Here is a 24,692-nt window from a genome sequence, read left to right on the forward strand (position 1 = left end):
TTCTGTATATTTTTGAAATGATTGTCCTTTTCTTGCCATAAAAAAATCCCCTCCAGATAAAACAGTATTGAGTCCATCATATCAGATGGACTCTTTTTTTACTGTCTACCTATAGGGGATAATACCACTTGTGAGAGTAGGGTTCCTCCTTTTTCCTTGCTACCGATAATAGGACGTTATGTTAACTGATCATGTATAGGATATTCATATAGGAATTGTTTCTATCAATGCTGAATTATACAAAGAAGGAGGCATGATAATGAAAAAAGAACAATTAATATTAATTGCTAGTCTTACTCTTTTATTTCCTGTCCTTGAATTTTTCTTCCAGAAATATGATTACTTCAATTTTTACGCACATATAGGTATTATAGCCATTGCTGTATCAACTGTCGTATTCACACTCCATTATATAAAACAAATTTATTGGAAATTATCGATCGTATGAGGAAATTATGAAAGAATAGAATTTAATTGAATATGTTTTCTATTACCCGTTTCAAGCTTTTCCCCATACCTTTTACTGCCCATACTAGTTTAAGGAACACTTTAAAGATAGCATCCCATACGTGTTCATTAATAAAAAATTCGTATACTTTCTTTAACCACTCTTTCGGGGATTTACTCTTACGTTTAAACCTTTGCCAATGCGTTTCTTCACTAGTTTTCATAACTACCCCTTCTTTCTTAATCGAATATGCTTTCTATTAGAAGTTTTAACACCTCGCTATAATGATGAAAAGAACGAGGTTTATCATATCTGGCAATTTAATCACTCCTAATTTTAAATTAAATTCATTATATAACGATTTCTAAATTTTTAGTTAATTACTAGTGAGAATTAAGCAAAATTTAAACAAAAACACCTATGTTAGGCTTTAGTTACAGGTTTTCCCCCTATAAAATCAACTATTTGCGCCACCAACTATGGGGTACGCGAATTACTTTGATATTATCTTTTAACGAACAAAATAACTCCTTTGGAAAAACAAATGAACTGATATTAATCAACTTCCAATATCGAGAATTATGTAAATAAGCTGCCCATATGGACAGCTTATTGTATTTTTTGCTTAACATATTTTTTCTGAAATGCTGGCGGTACTCAATTTAAAAGTTGATATGCCCCCATTCTAGTGGCAAGATATGTTTTATTAGTTCTTCGTTACACCCATGCGTACTTCTTAACTATTTTATTTCATTTTTAATAAAGTGAAACTTTAATCAGTGGGGGTTTTCTTCACCCCCCACTGATTATCAGCCCTCACCAATCGGACTTTAATGACTTAACATTATGCTTATCTTAGGAGCAAGGTATTTTATCGGTGAGTGTATACAAACCATGTAATGCTTGCTGTTAATAATGCTGACGAAATCAAAGCTGTAAGAACACTATATGTTTGCCACATAAGTATTGTTGACCAATCGAAAGCGCAGCACAGTATACCCAGAGCAATCGTAGCGATCAGGAAAATAACTGTTACGGTTATTCTCTTTTTTGTCATTGGCTGTCGCTCATTCGTTCTCCTTCTGCGTAATCCTAAGAGAAATAGCAAAACGGCCAATAGGCAAAAAATAATTGTGATAGACGACAAAATGATATCCAAAAGCTGTGTGCCGCTTATTTCATATGACTGAGTTAGATTGCCTTCTAATATATCTTTAACTTTTAGTACCATGTTTGTATTGGTATTTGTGCCGTTGCTCAGCAAGGAGACGGCTGTTCGTTCATTTGGCAGTATGACTACTTCGGTTCTGAAATTTGGATTGCCCCCAGTGTGTTCTATAATCGTTTGTTCGGCATTTACGGACCAACCTGCCGCATAATACATACCGTTGACAGCCGAAACAGACATATCACCCCTATGTGATTTTTCGATAACCGTGTGAAATATTTCGGGTATGTCCCGCACGATACCCATCTGTATGCCCAGCCAACGAGCCATATCTTTTGTATTAGAAATGATGTAGCCTGCGGGTTTATTCCCAGCATAATCCGGAGCTTTAAATGGAGTTGTCATAAAAAAGGAAGAACGGTAGCCCTGTGCCAACTGTCCAGTAGCTTGAGCATCTTCTTTATAAACATACGTCTGGTGAAGACCTAGCGGCTGAAATACCTGTTCCTTCATAAAGTCTTCATAGCTTTGTCGCGACACAATCTCAATAACCAAACCCAATACGTCATAATTAACGGTTCCATAGTTATACTGTTCACCGGGAGGGAACGCCAATTCAGCATCAACGAGCATTTCCACAGTCTTTTGCAACATATCCGGTGTATTGCCTTGTGGAATATTTTGAAGATGCCTAATATTTGTTAGACCACTGGTATGGTGAAGAAAGTTATTTAGTGTAAGACTTTGCATATCAACAGGTTTCCCTTGATACTTTAATGTAAACCAAGGTAAATATTTTTGGACAGGGTCAGTCATTGAGAGCAGCCCTTGCTCTTCCAATAGCATAATACCCATACCGGTAAAAGCTTTACTGACCGAGGCTAACTCATAGAGTGTATTTTCACTTGCAGACAACCCCTTTTCACGGTCTGCATACCCTGAAGAAAAGTAGAACACTTCATCATCAGCAAGTATTGAGATTGACATTCCCGGCACACCTGATATACGACAGGCATCATCTAGCAACGCTTGTATTGCCGCAGATTGCGAATCTGACAACGCATAACTTTGTGTTGCGAATCCTGAGAATAATATAAATATCGTTAATACAAAAACATTAATCTTTTTCATAAACTCTCCCTTTTGGAAAAATTATAAGAGAATAATATAAATAACCTCCTTTTACAACTACGAAACTAATTTTTAATGTATCTTTCTATTCACCTATATAATATCAAATAATTGCGAATAGTTACACTTGAACGAACAGATGGATGTAATTTGAAACAACTTTAAAGAGCCTTGCTACGTAGAATGTAGTAAGGCTCTTAGCTTTTTAATAATCAAAATTCAATAACTTTATTATCATTATACAACAGCCCCACTAAGCGTATTAACACTTAATGAGGCCACTTTATTCACACTATTAATTATGGAACGTCGGTTTATAGAACGAACGATTATCAAGTGCAAAGACACGCTCTGTGTATTCGCCTGGTTTTGTGCGTCCTAATGCGCGGTCCATCATGTTCATTTTTGCATCTAAGTTATCGATGTAATGCAGAATTTCTGCTTCTTTTACTAATGGTGGTTTTGGGCTACCCCATTCCGCTTTTCCGTGGTGAGAAAGGACGATGTGTTGAAGAATTAATACTTCTTCTGCATCGATTTGCAATTCGTCTGCTGCTTTACCAATTTCGTTCACCATAATAGAAATGTGGCCTAGTAAATTTCCTTCTAACGTATACGTTGTAGAAATTGGGCCAGATAGTTCGATTACTTTACCAAGGTCATGTAAAATAACGCCTGCATATAGTAAGTCTTTATCTAACGATGGGTATAGATTTGAGATAGCTTTTGCTAAATCAAGCATTGATACGACGTGATAAGCTAGTCCAGATACGAACTCGTGATGGTTCTTTGTCGCTGCTGGATAGTCTAAAAATTCGTTTTGATGCTTATTTAATAAATGTCTTGTTAGACGCTGAATGTTCGGGTTTCTCATTTCAAATATGTATTGCGTAATTTTCTCAACCATATCTTCTTTTTTCACTGGTGCTTTTTCTACGAAGTCTGAGATATCTGTTACTTCATTTTCATTCGCAACACGGATTTGTTTCACACGTAATTGAATACGTCCTTTGTAGTTTAAAATATCTCCAGCTATTTTCACGATTGTTTCCGCTACATATTGTTTCTCAACTTCTGGTGATACGTCCCACAATTTCGCTTCAATATCTCCACTTGGATCTTGTAAGATTACTGTTAAAAATGGCTTTCCATTGCTTGCGATACCTTTTGTCGCTGTTTTAATTAACAAGAAAATATCGACTTGTTCACCAACTTCATACTCTGCAATTTTCTTTTTCATTCGAATTCCTCCACCAAATCAGTTACTTTTAGTATAGCACACTACAACTCATTTTCTTTACGCATATGTGTTAATTTTATAATCTGTTTTTCTGGAAAATACGCAAGTAAATGCGCATGACATGTAAAGAATATGACTTGTCTATCCTTTGCAATTTCCTTTATAAGTTCAATCGTTCGATTCGTCCTTACCGCATCAAAATGCACGAAACTATCATCAATAATAAATGGATAATCATGTTCGAATGTTTTCGCGAGTGCAAATCTCAGCGATAAATATAACTGCTCCGCTGTCGCTTGGCTTAGTTCATGACTGTAAAAACGCATACCATCGTTACGTTCAACGATAAACGGTTCTGCCTCTGACGGTGAAAAGATTTTACTATAGCGTCCGCCTGTTAAATAGACGAAATACTCTTCTGATTTTTGTAAAATACGAGGAAGATGAACTTCATGATAATAGTGCTTCGTTTTCGTTAACACTGTCTTTGCGGCCGCATAAGCAGCCCACTTCTTCACTTGTTCACGCACTTGCGCTTTTTTCATTTCCCATTCATGCATTAAATCGCCGTACGTACTACCTTCTTCTAAATTCGCAATTTCCATACGATGTTTCGCAATACGCTCTGTCAGTTCTTTCTCTTTCGTAAGACAGTTTTGGACAGTTGTAATTTCTTGCTTTAATTTTCCTTCATACCCGTCAGCTTCATAATGTTCAGCTAATGATAAACTCGTTAAACGCTGTTCCAACAGATCAATTTGCGGTAATAAACGCCCCACTTGTTTCTCTGCATCCTCACGTTTTTCCGCCAGTTTACCTGCTTCTAAAAACATCTCTTCATCTGTAGACTCTGCAATATGCCATAAACCATCTCGTTCTATTAGTAATTGCTTTAATTGTTCTTGCATAAACTCATATTCTTCTTGCCATTCCGCCAGTTTTTCTTTTAACTGCTTACAAGTTTGGCGCTTCTCTTTCTCATTTTGCATACGGCTTTGTGCCTCGTGTAGCTTACTATACTCCGCACTACCGATAACAGTTTCTAGTTTATGTTCAAATTGCGAAATCATTTCATATAATGAAGATTTTCGCGTACCTTGCTTCTCTAACTCCCGATATAATTGCTGCATTTTTTCAATACGCTCAAACGCCGGCAATATGTGTGCATACGTATAAAATTCAGGAAACATATAGCGCGTTTTATATGCATCGACTTGTTCTCCCGCCTGGAACGTTTCTCTCTCCCATTCCTCATACGATGAAACGACTTTATCATACGCTCGTTCCAACTGCTGTAACTTATAAGACTCGCGCTCAAATAACTTCCGAATCTCTTCATCTTTTTCTAACTCATAGCGTACAGACATCGCTTCTTCACTTTGTCTCCCGCCAGCACTTTGCTGAAGTGTAAGGAGCTCTTCTTGTAATCCACTTGATGGATCTTTATATAAAACAAGGGCGAGAACAATCCCTACAAAAACAATGACACTAATAAATAAGAGCGGTCGATTGTCTATAAATAAGCTTGTGAATAAAATGCCTGTGTTAATAAGGAGTAACAGAAGACAAACTCTTTGCCACTGCTTTTTCTTTTGCTTAGCTGCTCCTGCTTTTTCCTCATACTTGCGCTTCATTCTCTCTGCGCCCATACCGATAAACGCCGCATCTTGGAACGATTTCTCTTTCTCAACTAACACATTTCTCTCTTCATCCACTAACATTTGTTGCTTAATCTGCCTTATGTTTTCTTCTTGTTCTTCTAACTGCTCCTGCGCTACTTTAAAACGATCATCAAGCTGTGCTTTTTGCGTTTCTAATTCGCGCGCCTTTTGCACTGTTTGCGTAATTAACTCTTTCGTTGCCAAACTCATATCAAATGAAAGAACTGTTTCCTTTTCAAAAGTAGCACCAATTTGTTGTTCTAGTTCTGCCAGTTCTTCTTTTATATTCGTAATACTTCCTGTCATATCACGCATTTCTTGGCGTGCATTTTCGTAAGACATATGCTGCATACGAAGTTCTTCTACATAACTTTCTTTTTGTAAAAACTCTTCATCTATTTGAATCGAGGCAATTTCTGATTGCACTGTCTCAATTTTCTTGTGGAGCGAATCAACTTGTAATTGAAGCGGCTCCATCTTCGCCTTAATTGCTTCATAACGCGCCATTCCGTTTACAGGAAACTGCCCGCTCTCGTTCTCTAATACTTTCTCATGCGCACGCTTTTCAATAACGAGTGGCTCAAGCGCTGCTAATATTTCATAATCTTGCTTTCGTTTTTCTGCACTCTCTTTTTCCCCGCGAACAGAAGCAAGATTCTCTTCGCTTTCTTTTAACTGCTCGACCTGTTTTTCATACGTGCCAATTTTCCCTTGCCACTCTTTCATCTTCTCTTCAAGTTTCTTCATCTCTTGCAGTGACACGTTAATTTCTGGTTTACGACCACTCGGCTTAAAGCGCTGGTCCATTTCTTTTTCTAGCTTTTTATCTAACTGCAATAGCGCATCACTTCCGACTGCACTTGCCGAAAATAAATAATTGCCAATATCCGCTTCGCCGAGCTGATGAATGTTTTGAAGGCCATGCATATCAAATGAAAAGACAGATTCAAATAAACTTTCATTCATCCCGCTTAATATATCGTTTAAAATTTCTTCTCCGCCCGTTTTCCCGTCTTCAAAATAAACAGTCACCTCGCCAGCTGCCGTCTTTGGCAACCGTTCAATTTTCAAACGGCCGTACTTCTCTGTTTCCACAGTCATCGCACCGCCATACTTCCCGCCTTCTTTCGGCTCATAACGGCGCTGTCCTCTCGTCGGAAAACCGAATAAAATACTTTTCATAAATGAGCGAATTGTCGATTTCCCCGCTTCATTTTCACCGTATAACACTGTCAGCAAAGAAAGATCCATTTCCACATTTTCTAATTTTCCGTACCCATAAATATGGAGTTTTTCAATTCTCATTTTTTATCCCTCTCTTGCTGGAATAATTGTTCTAAAATAATATTTTCTGCTTCCTTTTGAATCTCTTTCTTCTCTTCTTCTGTAAAAGATTCAATACTATTACGCGCTACAGGAGATGTCCAAATAGTGCGCAATACTCCGTCCATATTAGTGAAAGCTTCTAACTCCTTTAGCACACTACCGACGAAATGATTTTCCGCTTTCAAACGTTCGATTTCCGCAAAAGAAACCGTCTCATTTTTCCACTTCATTGCATATACGAAATCTTTTCGCTCTTCTCCAGATGCTAAAATGTGAAAAATCTCTTCCACACGCTTTTCGTCGCGCAAATAAGGTGAAAGTGGGCCTTGTCCTGTAAATACGACAGTTAATAGCGTACCTTCCTCTTCTCTTCGGCATTCATTCATCGCAGTAGATATGCTTGTCATAAGTTCATCAACAGTTTCAAGTCCATCAATACCAACCTCGATTTCGTCCCATACAACATCTGCCGTATGGAAAAATGAACACTGCGATCCTTTTTTCGTAAGTTCAATAAGGTACGCACCCTTCTCGCCTGTTTCCTTACGATGACGACCTTGTATGTTCCCTGGATAAATAATGTATGGTTCTTCTGATAAAATTTCACGTTTATGTATATGGCCAAGAGCCCAATAATCAAACTGTTTTTCTTTCAACTCACGAATTTGAAACGGTGCATAGCGATTATGCTCTGCATCTCCTTCCACACTTCCGTGAAGCATACCAATATGAAAAGGCGCATCACTCATTTTCGTATACTGCGCTGTCATATTATCCGTTACCGCTTGCTGCAAATAACTAAAACCATAAATAGAAGCTAATAGCTCACCATTTTTATAAAATGATTTCTCTTCTACATAAGGCTCAGTAAATACATGAACATTTTCCGAAAACTCAATTGCTGCCCAGCTTCCCCCTAAATGATCATGGTTACCGTGAATAATAAAAACAGGGATATCGTATTGCGAAAGTCTCTTCATTTGCTCACGCACAAACACTTGCGCCCTCAAACTTCTCGTCTCCGCATCATACAAATCCCCAGCTAGTAATACGAAATCAACGCGCTCTTGAATCGCTTTATCAACAATACGCTCAAATGATTCAAACGTACTTTGCTTCATTCTCTCCCACACAGACTGCGTAACATTCATCTCCATCCCTTTAAACGGACTATCCAAATGCAAATCAGCCGCATGTATAAACTTTACTTGTTTCACAAATAACGATCCTTTCTATCTTTCAAAAGTTTCATTTTATCAAAATTTAAATCGCTGAAAACTAATAATCATCGAGAATAAAAATATTCTCGATGATTAAAGTTTCATTCTATTTTACCACGCAATGTCATATATTTCTTTGCATATTGTAGTATTTTATGTCAAAATAATTATAAGATTCTGATTTTAAATATTGGAGGGAATTTTCATGGGAGTATACGTTCTAACAGTCTTTGAAAAAGATGGTTCAAAAGCATTAGACGAATCATTCGAGGCGGCAACTGAAAAAGAAGCGAAAGCAAAAGGTGAATCTATCTTACAAGAAAAAGGATTGTATGAAAAAACACATCGCTGTACATCTACTGCAGGTAAGCTCGTTTTATTCCAGCGCTAAAAAAAGAAGCGTCATCCGCTTCTTTTTCACTCTACTATATCTTCGTCACACCACGTAAACACCACATCTAGAATACGATTACCGATACGTACGCGTTTATTCCATTTACCTGTTTGGATCTGATGTTGCAATTCTGCTTTCATCTTTTCCGTCCAGTCGTGAATTGTTTCACTACCGTCGTACGGATATACGCTTGGAAACTCTTTCTGCAGTAGATGCAAGCTCTCTGCATCAAAATGAAAATGGAAGAAGTAGTTTGCTGTAAGCGATGGTTCTTGCAATCGTAAAAAATGATTATCAATTTGCTTTCTATTTCGATAGAAAGTAAAGATATTCACTTTACCGCTCGTAATTTGGTCAATTTGAATTTCGTGCTTCTCTATAATCACGTCTTGTCCACCTCGTTGTATACTATCTTTAGTATATATGTCTTTTGCAACAAAGTTAACCATTTTCGCGCGAAATTCATTTCCTTCATTATATTACCTGTACCTCCATATGCAATCAGAATAAATAAAACAAAGTTGAAGGGGAGCGATCACATGTATTTCGGAAGCAAAGGTTGGTATGTAAAAGAACTTAAAAAATTAGGTATCCGTACTTATGAAGGTAAAAAACTAGAATCGTATCGTACGCATGTGTTGTCTAGTTTACTTGAGAGAATGAAGAAGGCTTCGGCTTAATAGAATAGCAAGAAGTAAACCTGAATATTGATAAATGATAAAAAACACCTCCTAAATTCGCATACTAAGTATGCAAATTAAATGGAGGTGTTTTTATCAGTCTCACTTTTTCAGGGGCGCTTCAGTTTTCATAAAATATTTTTTGTTTCCGCTGAAACGGATAAGTTTTAATCTCAGCTGTATCTAAATTTTCATTGAATAAATGAATAGCTATAATTTGTCTACAATCGTAAGTATGGTAATAATATGTTCCAGATTCCATACACATTGCACTCGTATAGATGGTATTATCTAATGTTCCGTCTTCTGTTATTACTGCCCCTTTAGGGACCTCACAATTTGATAAGATATGAAAAATAGCCGATATCCCCTCTTCTTCGTTCTCTATACCTTGAATGTTTTGTTTGCCATATGCTGCCCGCACAAATCTTGATGGCGGGGTAAAATCTCCAGGAAGTCCCATCGATCCTGAACCTTGGCCAAAAGCACTTAATGGTACATCTCCCCACTCCGTTGGCGCAAATGGCTGCGATTTAAGTCCAATATATTGTCTTAAATTTTGTAAATGCCAATTAAACTCCGGACTATTAGTCATCACTCCTAATGGATTGTCATACATTTTTAGTCCATCAGTTGTCGGCTCAAGTACAATACAATCTCCCCATTTATCTGCTAAAATCCAATGTAGCGGTGGGGTAATTCCTAAAACTGGTAATGGTATATCTATAAGGGAAATGTTATCAACAGATTTTTTTAACTCTTCAACAGAATTAAATTGCGTGAGGCTCCAAGCCACAAAATCAAATGGCGCTAAATTCGTTTTATGGTTATCTATACTGTTACTATAAGTAGCGAATCCCGGGAAATAGAGAGTGGCACACGTCATACCAGCTTCATTTACTCCGTCCGCCATAATGACCCTTCCTTCATGATTAATTCCCATTCCGACAACAGCCTTTTTCGCTCGGATAGTTTCACCAGTTATATTGTTCCACTGATAACGCCGAGGAATGATTATTACTTCCTGATTCATATCTAATGTGAAATCCATTGTTCTCGCAAAAAGATGTTGGAAATTTTTAGTTTGTAACGTCAAACTAGTACACATGAAGAAATCCCCCCATTTTATAGTTATATGCATATTTTATAAAATTCTGATAAATACGTAAATTAAAAACCCTATTTATCACTAACAAAGTAACCACCCAAACTAAAAATGCTATAATAAACCCAATCAAACTAAGGGGTAAATTACTTTGCTTGGAACATGCATTCAATTTCATAAGTTTGGCAATCCAAAAGACGTATTACAAGTTGAATATAAAAATATAGAACCACTGAAAGATAATGAAGTTTTCGTCCGTATGCTAGTTAGACCGATTAATCCATCTGACTTAATTCCCATCACAGGAGCGTACGCTCATAGAATTCCTTTACCTAACATACCTGGCTATGAAGGTGTTGGTATTGTAGAAAATGTTGGCGCTTTTGTTTCTCGAGAGCTTATCGGTAAACGAGTGTTACCTTTACGCGGGGAAGGTACTTGGCAAGAATATGTGAAGACATCAGCTGATTTTGTAGTCCCTATTCCTGATTCCATTGATGATTTCACAGCGGCACAAATGTATATTAATCCCCTTACGGCGTGGGTTACTTGTACAGAAACGTTAAACTTACAGCGTAATGACGTTTTATTAGTGAATGCTTGTGGGTCCGCTATTGGACATCTATTTGCGCAGTTATCCCAAATTTTAAATTTCCGATTAATTGCCGTTACAAGAAATAATAAGCATACAGAAGAATTACTGCGCCTTGGTGCTGCATATGTAATTGATACTTCCACTGCTCCGCTTTATGAAACCGTTATGGAATTAACAAACGGGATTGGTGCGGATGCTGCGATTGATTCTATCGGAGGACCGGATGGAAATGAATTAGCTTTCTCCTTACGTCCAAACGGGCATTTTTTAACGATCGGTCTTCTATCAGGAATACAAGTGAACTGGGCCGAGATTGTCACGAAAGCAAAAGTACACGCAAACATATTTCATTTACGACATTGGAATGATGAAGTGTCACCATATAAATGGCAAGAAACGTTTCGTCACTTAATTCGTTTAGTAGAAAATGAGCAATTACGTTTTATGAAAGTCCATTCTACGTATGAATTAGCGGATGTGAAAGCGGCAGTTGATGTTGTACAGTCCGCTGAGAAAACGAAAGGGTAACTAACTGTTACGATTTATTTAACCAATTATAACGAAAGTTAATTAAATATATCAGTAAGCCCTGCTAGTCAAGTGATTGGCTAGTAGTGAGGGTTAACTGCGGGCAATCCCTAAAGCTGATTGAACTACAACGTGGCTAGAAATAGTGAGCGTGAATGTCGCGAAAGCAGAAAAAATCAATCAGATCGTGCAAGGTTAAATCCTAAACACTAGAACAATGGGTCTTCCGCCTCGAATCATCTAAGTCAAAATGGATAAGATGAACGTTCAACGACTATCTCGTATAACTGACGAGAGTACATCACAAGCCTATGGTGGTGGAAAAATCCTCTATCTCTAAGTAGATAAACATATAGTCTGCGCTCATGTGAAAACATGAGAAGTTCATAAGAGAACTAGCTAAGGAATTGCGCCCTTAGTTGAACAAGATAAATTTTATTGAATCTATCAAACTTTATTGATTTTATCGAACGTACGTGCTATGTTTGGTTCGATGAGGTGAGAATAATAATGAAATTTTCACGAGTTAGTCAAGTATCGGAATTAACAGGTTTTCATCCGAGTGGTCTCAGGAGAATGCTGGTGGAACACGCTACGATTCAGAAGAACAAATCTTTCATTAAAGGAGTTACATTCTGATGATATTGGCGAAGAAAGTTAGACTGATTCCAACGCCTGAACAAGAAAAAGTGCTTAGAAACCATGCTGGTGCTGCAAGATTTGCTTATAACTATTGTAAAAGAATAAGTGATAGATATTATAAGCTATTTGGAAAATCTGTTTCACAGTTAGCTTTACAGAAACGATTTACAAAGATCAAGAAGCGAAAGAAATATGAGTGGTTAAAAGACATTAATGCACAAGTTCCTAAACAGGCTTCAAGAGATTTTGATGCGGCGAGAAAAAATTCGTTCAAAAAGTACAAAAATGGTTCTCACACTTCTTATAAATCCAAAAAAGATGTAATCCAAGGATTTTATGCTAATTATGAAAGACTGATTATAGGAAAGAAAGTAGTTCACATTCAGTCTATTGGAGAAGTGAAAACAAGCCAACAACTACCAAGAAATAAAAAACCATCCAATCCAAGAGTTACCTTTGATGGTCGTCACTGGTGAATTAGTGTAGGGTTCCAAGAAGACTTTGAATTACAAGAACTAACGAATGAGTCGATTGGTGTGGATGTTGGTTTAAAAGAGCTTTTTGTAGCTTCTAATGGTATGAAAGAACGAAATATAAACAAAGATGCCAAGGTTAAAAAACTTTTGAAAAGGAAAAAGTCAGCACAAAGAGATATGTCTAGGAGATTTAAAAAAGTTGTGAAAATTCAATCTGCTGGATATGAAAAAGCGAAAGCTGAGCACCTGCGGTTATCTAGGAAAATTATGAATATCCGAAATAACCATATCCATCAAGCAACAGCTAAATTGGTGAAAACCAAACCAATGAGGATTGTTGTGGAAGACTTATCTATTTCAAACCTGTTTAAAAACAAAAAACTATCGAGAGCATTTTCATTTCAAAAATTAAACTTCTTCTTTCAATGTTTATCATACAAGTGCGAGAAGTATGGCATTGCGTATGTAAAAGCTGATAAATGGTTCGCTTCAAGCAAGATTTGTTCATGTTGCGGCGTAAAATACGACCATTCAGTTCAACCAGAAGGACAGTGGAGTTTAAAAATACGTGAGTGGTGTTGTGTTTCATGTAATAGCCATCACGATAGGGATGTAAATGCTGCGATAAATTTATCAAGATGGGTAAAATAAATGCTTGATAATAGGAGGTAACGATACTGCCTCGTGTGGAGTGTTATACCCCTCGTCCCTTTGGGGCTGCGAGAACACTTTGAAGCACTAACTTGTGTAAATTTGATTGAATTGTATAGATTTAGTTAAGTTTATCGTATCGGAAAGTGTTTTTGACGAGTTATTAAATGCAAAAGAAGAAGTCTTTTGCATTTACCTTTTAAATAGACTAGATAGTACGTTTAGCAGTCTATAATTGTAATTTTTTGGTGCAATTATATTGAAAGGTAAAAGGAGCTTCTAACATGTGGCTAATTTCGGCTATTTGGCCTGTTATACTAGTCGGCGGAATTGTAGTATTTGTAATAAAAAGATTGGAACATAAATATAAGCACGGCAAATTGGGTAAGAAAAAATCAAATGAGGCTCAAATTTTATTAGACAGTTTCATACCGATAGGAATGCTTGTCGGCTGTATAGTCGGTTTGATTTTCGGCATGTTTTTCCCGGATTATTCACTTCTTGCAGTGAGTTTAGGATCCGGAATTGGCTATTTATTTGGTTATTTCGCCTATGAAATTTATAGCAAGCCAAGAAACAACTTCTCATAATCCAAAAAGAATAAACGGGACAGTACATAGTAGTCATCAAAATATGTACTGTCCTTTATTTTTGCATCAACGTTATCACCTTACCTTTCGCCTACTATACACCTTTTTTATTGATTTTCCTCTCCTCCACCTTTTGCATATCCGCTTTTTTATTTTCATTGGATCTATATCCAAGGTAAAGTAGCGCACATGTAATAATAGAACCTACAATGTATCCTAAAAAACATCCTAACCAAAACATAAAAATTGCCCCCAATCCATTATAAATTTTATGTAGTAGACATCTGTAAAACGTTCTCAGTACCTCCGTTTTTTATTACAGATTGGAAAATTCCCTTAACCATTCCATCCATGAACATTCTGTCTTCTCTATTTTGATTATTATCTATAAAGTTATTTATACCACTAATTCTTCCATCATCTCAAATAACAACTTTATTATTTATTATAAAGTTTGCACTCACACTACATATATGTAGCATCACTGTCTCTTTTTCATTTTACCCTTGCAACTGGAGTTTACTTCTACAACTTAAAAACAAAAAACCCCCTCAAAGCATAAACTTCAAGGGGTGAGCCTGTTTTTTATTTACTTATATACGTACAGCTGTACCACTTACAGCAACCATTAACATTCCATCACGAACAACTTCGTAATCTACGTCAACACCAACGACAGCGTTCGCACCTTTTTGTTTTGCAAGTTCTTTCATTTCGTCCATCGCAATATCACGAGCTTCTTTTAGCTTACTTTCATAAGAACCAGCACGACCACCGACAACATCACGAACAGAAGCGAATAAATCGCGGACAATATTTGCACCCATAATAGCTTCACCATTTACAATATCGATATACTCAATAATTTCTTTACCTTGAATTCCAGACGTTGTTGTTACAATCATGACTGACACTCTCCTATAAATTATAATTTTTGATTAGCTTTCTTATGTCTTTATTATGACATGGAAAAAGTAACTAATCTATTGAATTACCTTACAGGAGTGTGACAATTTTGTAATAATAAAACGCGCTTTATGTTTCATTTAAATAAAGCGCTTTAATATTGGGATACATAAATGAGTCTCTATTTTCTTTCCAATCCTTTTCTACTTCTTTAAAAGTTGGTCGCCCTAATTCTTTATTATTTTCATGTTTACTAAACCATTTTTTTACATACTGATCTCCATTTTTACTTTGAACTGTGCAAAGGAAACTATTACTACTATCCTTTAATATTTTTACAATCACGAATAGACACCTCTTCCCTTCTCAATATCATAATAGGACTTGATCTTTTACTATAAGCCCTTCCTCTCTTATAGTCATACGACTCCTCGGCCGCGCCAAAGTTGTAAGATCAAAAACGATATTCACTATGTTTAATATGTGACGTACATATTATTTAAAGAAATCAGAGTTATAAGCATTATGCTTATCAAATATTTTATAGATTTCTAACTTATCATCTAATTTTGCATCTACTAAAATTAATATATTTCCATCGTAAATATATTCTTCATACTTTTTAGCATGGTCTTCAGGGATTCCTAAGCCGATAAATGCTCCTATTAAACTTCCAGCTCCTCCGCCAATACCGGCTCCTCCAATAGCTGCTGCGATTGGTCCTGCTGCTACAATTGGACCCATTCCAGAAACGGCAAGTATACCAAGACCTGTTAATAAACCACCGAGTCCGCCTGCTACTCCTCCAGCTACAAGCCCTGTCGCTGAAAAGATATCTGCTTTATGTGCAGTTTCGCTATTCACTTTTTCACCGGATTTTTCTTCTAGATGTTCAATTTCCTTTTGATCTTTCGCAATAGCTGAAATGTTATCTGCTGAATATCCTTTATCATTTAATTCATTAATAACGAGTGCCGCATCATCAATTGTTCTAAAAACACCTACTATTTTTCTATCTACATTCATAACTATTAACCTCCTAAAGTTTTATATAATGTATTTTTATTTTTCTTCATTTCTGTATACACTAATTTTCTTATTAACATAACCATTTACGAAAAAAGCGAATAGTAAAAGCACTACAAGTGAACTACTTAACAAGTAAATTAAATCAAATGTAATATCAATCATCATTTCATTCATGTATACCAGACTCCTTTTTATTTAAAGTAAAAGTATATTTTGATAGACTACTCTACTAAACATAGACATCTTACAATTCATCTTCAGTCAATCTCTTTGTAGTATATGTATACCCTTCCTAACCTTTTCTAAACGTAAAAAACTATAATTATATTTTTTCTTATTTATATGTTTAACATTTTTTAAAACGGGTATGTTTATATTGTTATGCTTACTATATGGAAAGGAATATTACGATGAACGCCATTCACTCTACTACTATTTCTTATAATGAAATACCTACAATAACTCAGATTCATCATTTTTATGCTTTAATGACAACATTTCAAACGAATGTATTTATAGGTAAACACGGAGCACTTACTTCTATTAAAAACTTAAGCACTCTAGTATCCTTTTTCCTTACTGTAAAAAAGAGAGAGCTTGTATTATTTATCTTTGAAGGAATAGATGCAAAAAGAGCTTTAAGAACACTCTTTCCTTCTTAAAAGTTTTGTTATCCCCTGTTCCCTCGATTGTTACTTTTCATATATAGTTTTATATTTCAAAATGATTTCCTCTATGAAAAACGCCCCCCTAATATAATAGGGGGATTTCTAGTTTGGCCTTATGAAAACTGATATAATATATATTACGTTTTCATTCTTTACGATTGAAAACTTTTAATAATCTTGAAGGTAGGAATTTTTGATGAAATCAAAAGCAAAATTTAGTATTCGTTACAAAATTATGGCTGGTTATTTAGTTATCATTTTGTTCTTACTTATTTCTTTCATTATGTTGAACAATGAGATTTCTAATTTACAAAAATCTCGTAATTTTATTATTGAGCACGATTTTAAAGTTCTCAATTTAACAAATCAAGTGGAGAAAGATTTACTAACAATTGAAAATAAAGCGAAAGGGTTTATCATTTCTAATAATCCAAATTACGTACAATCTCTTAATTCTGCGGAAAAGGATTACGAAAAGCATTATCAAGATCTTTTCTCATTATTAGAGGATAACCCATCTCAGCAAGAAAAATTAAAACAGATTAACGAAAATATTATTAGTTGGATAAATAAAGAGATTCACCCGTTAATTGCAAATCATAATAGTAATAATGTACAAACAATCGACACGACTCAAATTCAGTCCTTACAGTCACAGGTAACTAACTTCCGTAGCACTGAGGAGCAATTAACGAAAAAAAGAGCAGCACAATTAGATACTGAAAATAATAAATTAGAGATTTGGTTATACAGTTTATTGTTCTTACTTTCTTGCATTTCCATTATTGTTTCCCTTTATATTTCTAATTCCATTACAAAAACGATTAAAAATGTAATTCAAGCTATTAAATCCATTTCTTCTAAAGAAAAAATCACGGAAAGAATTCATGTAAACACACGTGATGAAATAAAAGATCTTGCTCATACAACGAATCACTTACTAGACGAAATATCGAAAAGAGAATGGTTACAAACTGAGCTTGCAGAATTAATTTTAATGTATCAAGGTGTATCTTCTATTGAGATGTTAGGTAACAAAATTCTTAGTGGAGTGATACAAAAAACGCAAACTTCTTGCGGTGCATTTTATGTACGTGAAGAAATTGAAGACACTGTCTATTATGTGAAAAAAGCTTCTTTCGCCGATCAAGGTGCTGATATTGGGAAACAATCGATTCAAATGGGTGAAGGTTTCATTGGACAGTCTGCCTTAGAAAAGAAAAGTTTTATTCTCAGAGACATACCCGAAGAGTTTCGTTATGTCACTAGTGGAGTATTAGAAATACGCCCTAAAAATCTATTAATCATCCCTATCTTATTTGAGGATGAAGTGATCGCAGTAATGGAGTTAGTAAGTGTAACTGAGATTTCAGATTTACATCAAGATTTAATTCAACAAACCGTTGATAATCTAGGTTTAACAATCCATAGCATTATGGGACGTATGCGAATTCAAACTCTTTTACATGAATCACAAGCAATGACAGAAGAGTTACAAGTTCAATCAGAAGAATTGCAAACGCAAGCAGAAGAACTACAAATGCAAGCAGAAGAATTAAGAACAACGAATGAACAATTAGAGTCTAGAACGGAAGAGGCGGAGCAGAAGACAGCTGACTTACAAATTACTAAATCAGAATTAGAAGAAAAAGCAAACGAGTTGTTACGCAGCTCAAAATACAAATCTGAGTTCCTAGCAAATATGTCACATGAATTACGCACACCGTTAAATAGTATTTTACTATTATCTGAAATGTTAAGAGAAAATCATGATAACAATTTATCCGACGATGAGATTGAATTAGCAACTGTCATTCATTCATCAGGGAAAGACTTACTTACTTTAATTAATGACATACTCGATTTATCTAAAGTAGAAGCAGGCAAACTAGACATCATTTTTGAAGCAACGAACATAAGTGACATGGCAGCCAATATGCATCAAAACTTTTTACATATAGCTGCACAAAAAAATGTCGAATTTACTATTGAAGACAGTAATACGATTCCTGATCTGTTTTATACAGATGCAAAACGGATTGAGCAAATTATTAAAAACTTATTATCCAATGCATTTAAATTTACAGAAAAAGGATCCGTTTCTTTACATTTCGATTCGATAGAAACAAGTAATTTAAGTCATGATATGCAGTCTATAAGTAAAGATTGGATTACAATTTCAGTAAAAGATACTGGTATTGGTATCGCTAAAGAACAGCATCAACTTATTTTCGAAGCCTTTCAACAGGCAGATGGCGCAACGATTCGGAAGTATGGTGGTACAGGATTAGGTTTATCTATTTGTAAAGAGTTTGCTAGATTGTTAGGTGGTTGGATTACGTTAGAGAGTAATGTAGGAGAAGGTAGTACTTTCACGGTATATATTCCTAACCTTCCAAATGGATTACCAGATATACAGTTATCCAATTTAGAAGTCGCAGCAACGATAGAAGATGTTATTCCTGCTGAAGTTGTGGAAGAAACTATTGTTACTACCGAAACAAATAACGTCTTCCAAGAGAAAACAATTTTAATTGTCGATGATGATCATCGAAATATATTTGCGTTACAAAATGCATTAAAAAAACAAAATGCCAACATTATTACTGCCCAAAACGGCTTAGAGTGTTTAGAAATACTAAAAAGTAATACAAATATTGACCTTATTTTAATGGATATTATGATGCCTAATATGGACGGTTATGAAACGATGGAAAATATCCGAATGAACTTAGGGTTAAATGAAATACCTATTATCGCATTAACTGCTAAAGCAATGCCAAATGATAAGGAAAAATGTTTATCTGCTGGCGCTTCAGATTATATAAGTAAACCATTAAATCTACATCAACTCTATTCGGTAATGAGTGTATGGTTAATAAAATAAGTGAGGTTTAGTTGGAGTGGAAAATAAGTATTATAATTTTGATCCATCAGTAGATACGGATGAGCGCACGAATTTAGAAATTGAATTACTATTAGAAGCGGTATTTAAACTATCAGGATTTGATTTTCGCCAATATGCTCGCACATCTATTTATAGAAGAATTTGTAATAGAATGCAGCTCTCTAATATCCCTACCATTTCAAAATTACTTGAAAAAGTAATTCACGAGGAAGGGGTTTTAGAACAGTTATTAAATGATTTCTCGATTAATGTAACTGAGATGTTCCGTAACCCTGCCTTTTTTAAAGCGCTTAGAGAGCATGTAATTCCTGAATTAAAAAAGCAACCTGAAATTAGAATTTGGCACGCTGGATGCGCAACTGGTGAAGAAGTATTATCAATGTCCATCTTACTTCACGAAGAAGGATTAAGTGAAAAGTCGGTTATTTACGCAACAGATATGAATACAAATGTGTTAGAAAAAGCAAAACAAGCTATCCTCCCGTTAAATAAAATGCAAACTTATACGAAAAACTATTTACAAGCTGGTGGTACACAAGCATTTTCTAACTATTATTCAACAGATAATCGTTTTGCTTATTTTAATCCATCACTTTTACAAAACATTATTTTTGCACAGCATAATTTAGTAACCGATCAATCTTTTAACGAATTTCATATTATACTTTGTCGTAACGTTTTAATTTACTTTACAAGTAAACTTCAAAATCAAGTGCAGCAACTATTTTATGAAAGCTTAGGTCACAATGGATTTCTATGTTTAGGAAATAAAGAAACTCTTCGTTTTTCAAATATAATGCCGCATTATACCCAATTTAATCCTAGCGAACAAATTTATCAAAAAATACAATAAAAAGCGTATGAAATCCTCTGTTTGGATTTCATACGCTTTTTATTTCGCATTCGTTTGTATCATAATTAGACACATATCATCTGATTGCGCTTTCTTTTGTTCTTCCTTGTAAAACCCTTCTATCTCGCCTTCTAAATCTCCCCATTTTCTTTCTGTAAAAGTACGTAATTTCTCTTCAGCCTCAAATTCATCATTTGCAATTGCTTCAAGAACACCATCTGTAAACAATACGATTTGAGCGTTCTTCTCAAAAGGTATAACTGTCTTTTCAACTTTTATTTCATCAAAAAACCCTACCGCACAACTCCCGCGATTTAGTTCAACCATATTTGTTTCATCAACTAAAACGTATCCAGAAGGATGCCCTGCATTTACATATTCAATCGTTCTCTTTTCTGTATCTACTACTAAATATATCGCTGTAAAATAATATGGAATATCGTCATTCTCATTATGTAAAAGAGTCATATATTTATTTAAGTCTTTAATGACAAGTTCTGGATCGATTAAAGATTTAATCGTTTCACGTAATACAGACGAAATAAACATACAAACTAATGAAGCAGATATACCATGTCCCATCACGTCTAATAATATAATACCGTAGCGGTTTTCATCGATTTTATACCAATAATACATATCTCCAGCTAATTTAAATGAAGGTAAGTAACTTGCTTCAATTTTTATATAATCTTCTCTTAATGGGCTACTTAATAAGTTTCTTTGTACTTGCGTAGCTAAATCTAGTTCATTCCGAAGATTTTCTTCTTGTTCTTTATGCCAATTTAATTCCGATTTCAAGCGTAATGCTACACGCATACGTGCTAATAGTTCAACTTTATTTATCGGTTTCGTAATATAATCCATTGCCCCCATATCAAGAGCTTCGGCCAATTTATTGGCATCCTCTAAAGCTGTAACAAAAATAATAGGAATATCTTTAAACTTCTCCTCTTTTTGTAATCGCCTACAAACTTCAAGTCCATCAATTTCAGGCATCATAATATCTAACAGTATTAAATCAATTTCATTATACCTGGAAGAATCTTCTCCAAATTGAATGTATTCGAAAAGCTCTTGTGCAGAATTCAGCGATACAAGATCCTGATATCCGGCTTGTTTTAAAATTTTTTCAATTACAAAGATGTTAACCGGATTATCATCGACAATTAAAATGGACACAAGTTATTTCCCCTTTTCTTATTTAAAATGTAAATCTATTATCATTTTCTATTTTTCTAGTATTGCATACTCAGTTACAAAATGAAAATTTCCTACTCTAACATAATTTTTATACAGCAAAAGAACAAACCCCCAGAAATGAGAGTTTGTTCTTTCATTCTATAAATTTCCACTATTAATTTAACACCATTGCTTTGTCATTTAAAAGACGATCTAATTCTTCCATATGATTTGTTTCATCTGCAATCATATCTTCTAGTTTTACAACTAACTCTGTCATATTTAATTTCGCTGCTTGTTCTTTTCTCGTTTCATAACGCTTAATTGTCTCATATTCTGATTGTCTAGCGGATTTTAACATTTCTCTAACATCTTCTACTTGTTTCACTGGTAAAGGGATTGTAGTAGGTGTACCACCTAACGTCTTAATTTTCTCTGCTAAATATAGGGCATGTCCTTGTTCATCACTAATTTCAGATTCAAAGAAAGGTTTTAACACTTGTCTATATATACCAGAAACTGTAGCTGCATTATGGTTATACATAATAATTGCTGAGTATTCTCCTGCTAAATCTTCATTCAATCCTTCTATTAGTTCTTTCACATCGTGTGACATTTTTATATCTCCTCCTATATTTAATAACTACCCCTTTTCTCATGTTTTAAACATAATGATTTTAAATTTTTATGTATCTAAAAATGCTGCTTGCTTCAATTTACTTATCGCTTGTCTTTTAATACGAGAAACGTGCATTTGTGAAATACCTAACCGTTCCCCTGTATCTTTTTGATTTAAATTTTCTCCAAATATATAATGAATAACACTCTTTTCTGTGTCATTTAATACGTTGAAAATATCCTTTAAAACGAGACGCCTTTCTGTCTCTTCATATCCTTGCTCTACTTCACCTACAGATTCAATCCTCGCTACCGAACTGCCATCAGATGAATTTTCAACTACATCATCTAAGGAAGATACGCGATAATTATTTTTCGCATCCATAATTTCTAGCACTTCCTCTTCGGATAGTCCTAAATGATCTGCAATCTCTATAATCTTCGGTGAACGCTGGAAACGATCTGTTAGCTCCTCTATCGCAAGTTTAATCTTCCCGCCTAAATCTTTAATTCGCCTTGGAACGTGAATACCCCAAGTTTTATCACGTAAATATTTCTTTATTTCGCCTACTATTGTAGGTATTGCAAACGGCTCAAAAGCATTCCCTATCGAATAATCATACCTTCTTATTGCACCTAAGAGCCCTAACATTCCTACTTGTATAATATCTTCATGCATCGGCCCACCTTTTGAATAGCGATATGCAATGGAGTATACAAGATTTTTATAGTGATTAACCAATCTTTCCTGTGCTTCATCACATTGGTTTTGTTGGAAGTCTGCAATTAGTTTAATAACGTCTTCTTTAGTAAGATTTGTAGGTTGAGATTGGATTTCCATCATTCTCCACCTGCTCTCTTTGTATATATTTTGTCATTAAAACTGTCATGCCCTCATCATGCATAATTTGTATATCATCCATTAACGTATTGATTAAATATAAACCTAAACCATTTTCTGGCAAATGCTCTACTGGTTTATTAATATCATACGGACCAACTTTACTTTTTAAGCTATTAAAATCAAAGCTAACTCCATTATCCGCAGCCATAATTTCTAATCGATCTTCATATAAGCCAAAGACAATTGTAATTTCTCCAACGTCTTCTTTATATGCATGTTGTACAATGTTTGTACATGCTTCACTAATAGCAATTTTCATATCTTCTATATCGTCATAAGCAAAGCCCATTCGATTCGCAACACCAGCCATTGTTAAACGAATAATAGCCACATATTCTGCTTTTGCAGGAATTTTCATTTCTATCTTTTCAAATCTCTCCATCATCCCTAGTCACCTTCTTTCTACTTTTTCAAAATCGGAATTCAAATTTAATATTTCTGTTAGCCCTGTAATATCAAATAATCTTTTTAGCCTTTTAGACACACCGATAAACTCTAGTTTTCCATCATTTTTCTTAACTGCTTTTAATAGAGCTATAAAAACGCCTAAACCAGTACTATCCATATAATCTACGTTATGAAAATCTACTACAATATGAACCTCTTTTTCGCTTGCAATAGGCATAATCTTATTTTTCAAATCTGATGCCGTATAAGCATCAATTTCACCATTAAGTTGTACTGTATAACCTACATCATTTTGCAAAATATTTATTGCCAAATTCATCATTTCCGCCCCCTTATCTCAAACTCTTACTATTTAATTACCCATAAAAATTAATTTTAAACATATTTTTTTATTTTCATTATAAATAAATTTTCTACACCTTTCTCGGCTTAACACTTAAATCGTACTAATAAATGTTTAAAACTTATAATTTTGTGTATGTATAATGTATAAACATTATTTTTAGGGGGATCTATCTATGGAAGAGCACAACTTTAAAAAGGGAGATTTTGTTCAATTTTCTTATCGACACGATCATGCTACAAAATTAATTGGTTCCATTATTAACATACTAACGAATACAATTGTAGTTGATATAGGTAATAGCGAGGACTTATCTCATATAGAGCCAAGGCAAGTCGTAAAAATAAATAATTGTGAAAAAGTAACGATGGTTTAATACATAATGAACACTCCCCCACTTAGCAAAGCTTGAAGTGGGGGTTTCTAACGTTTCGACCTAACGGACGATTAACGTCAGGGGAGTTAACACATTAGCGAGCTGTTTCACGCTTAACCCCTCTATCCCATTTGTCCATGCATTTGGGATTACTTTTCGTAAAATGTTAGCCGCAGCATTTACATCTGCATTAATTAAAGTTTTATTTGCTGAACGATATATGCCGCGCTTTATTCGTTTTCCTGAAAAAGTTGTATTTTGGTCATTTTCTCCATACGTTGGAATGAAGTCGTTATCCAGAAAACTTGCTTTCGATGTATATGATTCTTCAGTTACAACAACTTGAATGCCTACAGCATTTGCTTTGTATGTAATCATTTGAATCAGTAAACTATGTGGGATATGACAAAACGATTGGTTATTTCTTTTTCCCATATTCATTTTTTGTTTCCAGCTTTTGTTTTGACCAATAACGATTTTACAAACTTCTTCTTCTTGAGCTAGTTTTACAATACGGTGACTAACTTTATGGAAGACGTCTTTTATTTTCAAGTAACGTTTTTGATGAAGTTTTTCTATCCTTTTAGAAGTAAAAGGTCCTTCATTCGTTTGTTTTCCATTTCTAAGAATGCTTGTAAAATG

Annotated in this window: 28 protein-coding genes and 1 pseudogene; 11 read left to right on the forward strand and 18 right to left on the reverse strand. The window is 34.8% G+C overall.

Annotation, left to right across the window (positions count from 1 at the left end; translation table 11 throughout):
• Positions 1–253 precede the first annotated feature (253 nt).
• On the forward strand, positions 254–448 hold the full coding sequence (locus D1166_RS28740; RefSeq protein ID WP_002060880.1) for a hypothetical protein: 195 nt from the start codon (positions 254–256) through the stop codon (positions 446–448).
• Positions 449–470: 22 nt separating this feature from the next.
• Here the strand turns inward: D1166_RS28740 and D1166_RS28745 are convergent, their stop codons facing one another.
• From D1166_RS28745 to D1166_RS28765, 5 genes are all read right to left on the reverse strand, one after another.
• The gene (locus D1166_RS28745) at positions 471–671 is read right to left on the reverse strand and encodes a hypothetical protein (protein WP_000858032.1); all 201 of its coding nucleotides are present in this window, start codon (positions 669–671) and stop codon (positions 471–473) included.
• A gap of 648 nt (positions 672–1,319) precedes the next feature.
• On the reverse strand, positions 1,320–2,747 hold the full coding sequence (locus D1166_RS28750; RefSeq protein WP_097861991.1) for a serine hydrolase domain-containing protein: 1,428 nt from the start codon (positions 2,745–2,747) through the stop codon (positions 1,320–1,322).
• Positions 2,748–3,042: 295 nt separating this feature from the next.
• The gene (gene yhaM, locus D1166_RS28755) at positions 3,043–3,987 is read right to left on the reverse strand and encodes a 3'-5' exoribonuclease YhaM (protein ID WP_118043513.1); all 945 of its coding nucleotides are present in this window, start codon (positions 3,985–3,987) and stop codon (positions 3,043–3,045) included.
• A 41-nt stretch (positions 3,988–4,028) separates the two neighbouring features.
• Positions 4,029–6,953 (reverse strand): ATP-binding protein, encoded by a 2,925-nt coding sequence (locus D1166_RS28760; protein WP_001217607.1) that lies wholly within the window; start codon positions 6,951–6,953, stop codon positions 4,029–4,031.
• Positions 6,950–8,191, reverse strand: a complete 1,242-nt coding sequence (locus tag D1166_RS28765) for a metallophosphoesterase family protein (RefSeq protein ID WP_097856635.1) — start codon at positions 8,189–8,191, stop codon at positions 6,950–6,952. The genes D1166_RS28760 and D1166_RS28765 overlap by 4 nt, the downstream gene beginning before the upstream one ends.
• 208 nt (positions 8,192–8,399) lie before the next feature.
• Between D1166_RS28765 and D1166_RS28770 the strand changes: the two genes are divergently transcribed.
• Positions 8,400–8,585 (forward strand): YhzD family protein, encoded by a 186-nt coding sequence (locus D1166_RS28770; RefSeq protein ID WP_000539552.1) that lies wholly within the window; start codon positions 8,400–8,402, stop codon positions 8,583–8,585.
• Between the two features lie 26 nt (positions 8,586–8,611).
• Here the strand turns inward: D1166_RS28770 and D1166_RS28775 are convergent, their stop codons facing one another.
• The gene (locus D1166_RS28775; protein ID WP_118043514.1) at positions 8,612–8,974 is read right to left on the reverse strand and encodes a hypothetical protein; all 363 of its coding nucleotides are present in this window, start codon (positions 8,972–8,974) and stop codon (positions 8,612–8,614) included.
• Between the two features lie 153 nt (positions 8,975–9,127).
• Here D1166_RS28775 and D1166_RS28780 point away from each other — a divergent pair, with 153 nt between their 5' ends.
• Positions 9,128–9,268 carry a YflJ family protein gene (locus D1166_RS28780; protein ID WP_000273536.1) on the forward strand — a complete coding sequence of 47 codons (141 nt, stop codon included), beginning with the start codon at positions 9,128–9,130 and terminating at the stop codon, positions 9,266–9,268.
• Positions 9,269–9,389: 121 nt separating this feature from the next.
• Here the strand turns inward: D1166_RS28780 and D1166_RS28785 are convergent, their stop codons facing one another.
• Complete coding sequence (locus tag D1166_RS28785) at positions 9,390–10,376, reverse strand: choloylglycine hydrolase family protein (RefSeq protein WP_084065293.1); 987 nt, start codon at positions 10,374–10,376, stop codon at positions 9,390–9,392.
• A 148-nt stretch (positions 10,377–10,524) separates the two neighbouring features.
• Between D1166_RS28785 and D1166_RS28795 the strand changes: the two genes are divergently transcribed.
• From D1166_RS28795 to D1166_RS28805, 4 genes and pseudogenes are all read left to right on the forward strand, one after another.
• Positions 10,525–11,496, forward strand: a complete 972-nt coding sequence (locus tag D1166_RS28795; protein ID WP_016117359.1) for a zinc-dependent alcohol dehydrogenase family protein — start codon at positions 10,525–10,527, stop codon at positions 11,494–11,496.
• Positions 11,497–12,006: 510 nt separating this feature from the next.
• Positions 12,007–12,135, forward strand: coding sequence for a hypothetical protein (locus D1166_RS32015; RefSeq protein ID WP_255256964.1), 129 nt, complete (start codon positions 12,007–12,009; stop codon positions 12,133–12,135).
• A pseudogene (locus D1166_RS28800) lies at positions 12,135–13,265 on the forward strand (RNA-guided endonuclease InsQ/TnpB family protein). The gene D1166_RS32015 and the pseudogene D1166_RS28800 overlap by 1 nt, the downstream one beginning before the upstream one ends.
• Before the next feature lie 284 nt (positions 13,266–13,549).
• Positions 13,550–13,855 carry a hypothetical protein gene (locus D1166_RS28805; RefSeq protein ID WP_097856637.1) on the forward strand — a complete coding sequence of 102 codons (306 nt, stop codon included), beginning with the start codon at positions 13,550–13,552 and terminating at the stop codon, positions 13,853–13,855.
• Between the two features lie 94 nt (positions 13,856–13,949).
• Here the strand turns inward: D1166_RS28805 and D1166_RS31455 are convergent, their stop codons facing one another.
• The 5 genes from D1166_RS31455 to D1166_RS31460 all read right to left on the reverse strand — a co-directional run bounded on the left by D1166_RS31455 (position 13,950) and on the right by D1166_RS31460 (position 15,964).
• Positions 13,950–14,096: a hypothetical protein gene (locus tag D1166_RS31455; RefSeq protein ID WP_165851684.1), complete on the reverse strand. Its 147-nt coding sequence runs from the start codon at positions 14,094–14,096 to the stop codon at positions 13,950–13,952.
• Between the two features lie 352 nt (positions 14,097–14,448).
• Positions 14,449–14,760 (reverse strand): YbjQ family protein, encoded by a 312-nt coding sequence (locus D1166_RS28810; RefSeq protein WP_000637512.1) that lies wholly within the window; start codon positions 14,758–14,760, stop codon positions 14,449–14,451.
• A gap of 130 nt (positions 14,761–14,890) precedes the next feature.
• Entirely contained in the window at positions 14,891–15,106 is a 216-nt protein-coding gene (locus D1166_RS28815; RefSeq protein ID WP_097856638.1) for a DUF4028 family protein, read from the reverse strand.
• A 150-nt stretch (positions 15,107–15,256) separates the two neighbouring features.
• Positions 15,257–15,787 (reverse strand): general stress protein, encoded by a 531-nt coding sequence (locus D1166_RS28820; RefSeq protein ID WP_001100090.1) that lies wholly within the window; start codon positions 15,785–15,787, stop codon positions 15,257–15,259.
• 36 nt (positions 15,788–15,823) lie between these two features.
• Positions 15,824–15,964, reverse strand: coding sequence for a hypothetical protein (locus D1166_RS31460; RefSeq protein WP_001004567.1), 141 nt, complete (start codon positions 15,962–15,964; stop codon positions 15,824–15,826).
• Between the two features lie 236 nt (positions 15,965–16,200).
• Between D1166_RS31460 and D1166_RS28825 the strand changes: the two genes are divergently transcribed.
• The 3 genes from D1166_RS28825 to D1166_RS28835 all read left to right on the forward strand — a co-directional run bounded on the left by D1166_RS28825 (position 16,201) and on the right by D1166_RS28835 (position 20,219).
• Positions 16,201–16,452: a hypothetical protein gene (locus D1166_RS28825; RefSeq protein ID WP_000991346.1), complete on the forward strand. Its 252-nt coding sequence runs from the start codon at positions 16,201–16,203 to the stop codon at positions 16,450–16,452.
• Between the two features lie 202 nt (positions 16,453–16,654).
• Entirely contained in the window at positions 16,655–19,345 is a 2,691-nt protein-coding gene (locus tag D1166_RS28830; protein ID WP_097856639.1) for an ATP-binding protein, read from the forward strand.
• A gap of 16 nt (positions 19,346–19,361) precedes the next feature.
• A complete protein-coding gene (locus D1166_RS28835) occupies positions 19,362–20,219 on the forward strand; it encodes a CheR family methyltransferase (RefSeq protein ID WP_030023655.1) in 858 nt (285 codons plus the stop codon).
• 39 nt (positions 20,220–20,258) lie between these two features.
• Here the strand turns inward: D1166_RS28835 and D1166_RS28840 are convergent, their stop codons facing one another.
• The 5 genes from D1166_RS28840 to rsbV form a co-directional block, all read right to left on the reverse strand.
• Positions 20,259–21,401, reverse strand: coding sequence for a fused response regulator/phosphatase (locus D1166_RS28840; protein ID WP_000025537.1), 1,143 nt, complete (start codon positions 21,399–21,401; stop codon positions 20,259–20,261).
• A 175-nt stretch (positions 21,402–21,576) separates the two neighbouring features.
• Complete coding sequence (locus D1166_RS28845; protein WP_000017758.1) at positions 21,577–22,017, reverse strand: ferritin-like domain-containing protein; 441 nt, start codon at positions 22,015–22,017, stop codon at positions 21,577–21,579.
• Positions 22,018–22,086: 69 nt separating this feature from the next.
• Positions 22,087–22,863, reverse strand: a complete 777-nt coding sequence (sigB, locus tag D1166_RS28850) for an RNA polymerase sigma factor SigB (RefSeq protein ID WP_002093898.1) — start codon at positions 22,861–22,863, stop codon at positions 22,087–22,089.
• Positions 22,826–23,308, reverse strand: coding sequence for an anti-sigma B factor RsbW (rsbW, locus tag D1166_RS28855; protein ID WP_000970580.1), 483 nt, complete (start codon positions 23,306–23,308; stop codon positions 22,826–22,828). Before rsbW ends, sigB begins: the two co-directional genes overlap by 38 nt.
• 6 nt (positions 23,309–23,314) lie before the next feature.
• On the reverse strand, positions 23,315–23,653 hold the full coding sequence (gene rsbV, locus D1166_RS28860; RefSeq protein ID WP_001986277.1) for an anti sigma b factor antagonist RsbV: 339 nt from the start codon (positions 23,651–23,653) through the stop codon (positions 23,315–23,317).
• A 196-nt stretch (positions 23,654–23,849) separates the two neighbouring features.
• On the opposite strand from rsbV, the gene D1166_RS28865 reads away from it, so the two are divergent.
• Positions 23,850–24,050, forward strand: coding sequence for a methyltransferase (locus D1166_RS28865; protein WP_000390989.1), 201 nt, complete (start codon positions 23,850–23,852; stop codon positions 24,048–24,050).
• A gap of 60 nt (positions 24,051–24,110) precedes the next feature.
• On the opposite strand, the gene D1166_RS28870 is transcribed toward D1166_RS28865, so the two are convergent.
• Positions 24,111–24,692, reverse strand: a 582-nt coding sequence (locus D1166_RS28870) for an IS200/IS605 family accessory protein TnpB-related protein (protein WP_118043516.1), incomplete at its 5' end; no start/stop codon positions are given.

The organism is Bacillus sp. ISO11 (assembly GCF_003458115.1).
GTDB classification, from domain to species: Bacteria; Bacillota; Bacilli; order Bacillales; family Bacillaceae_G; genus Bacillus_A; species Bacillus_A cereus.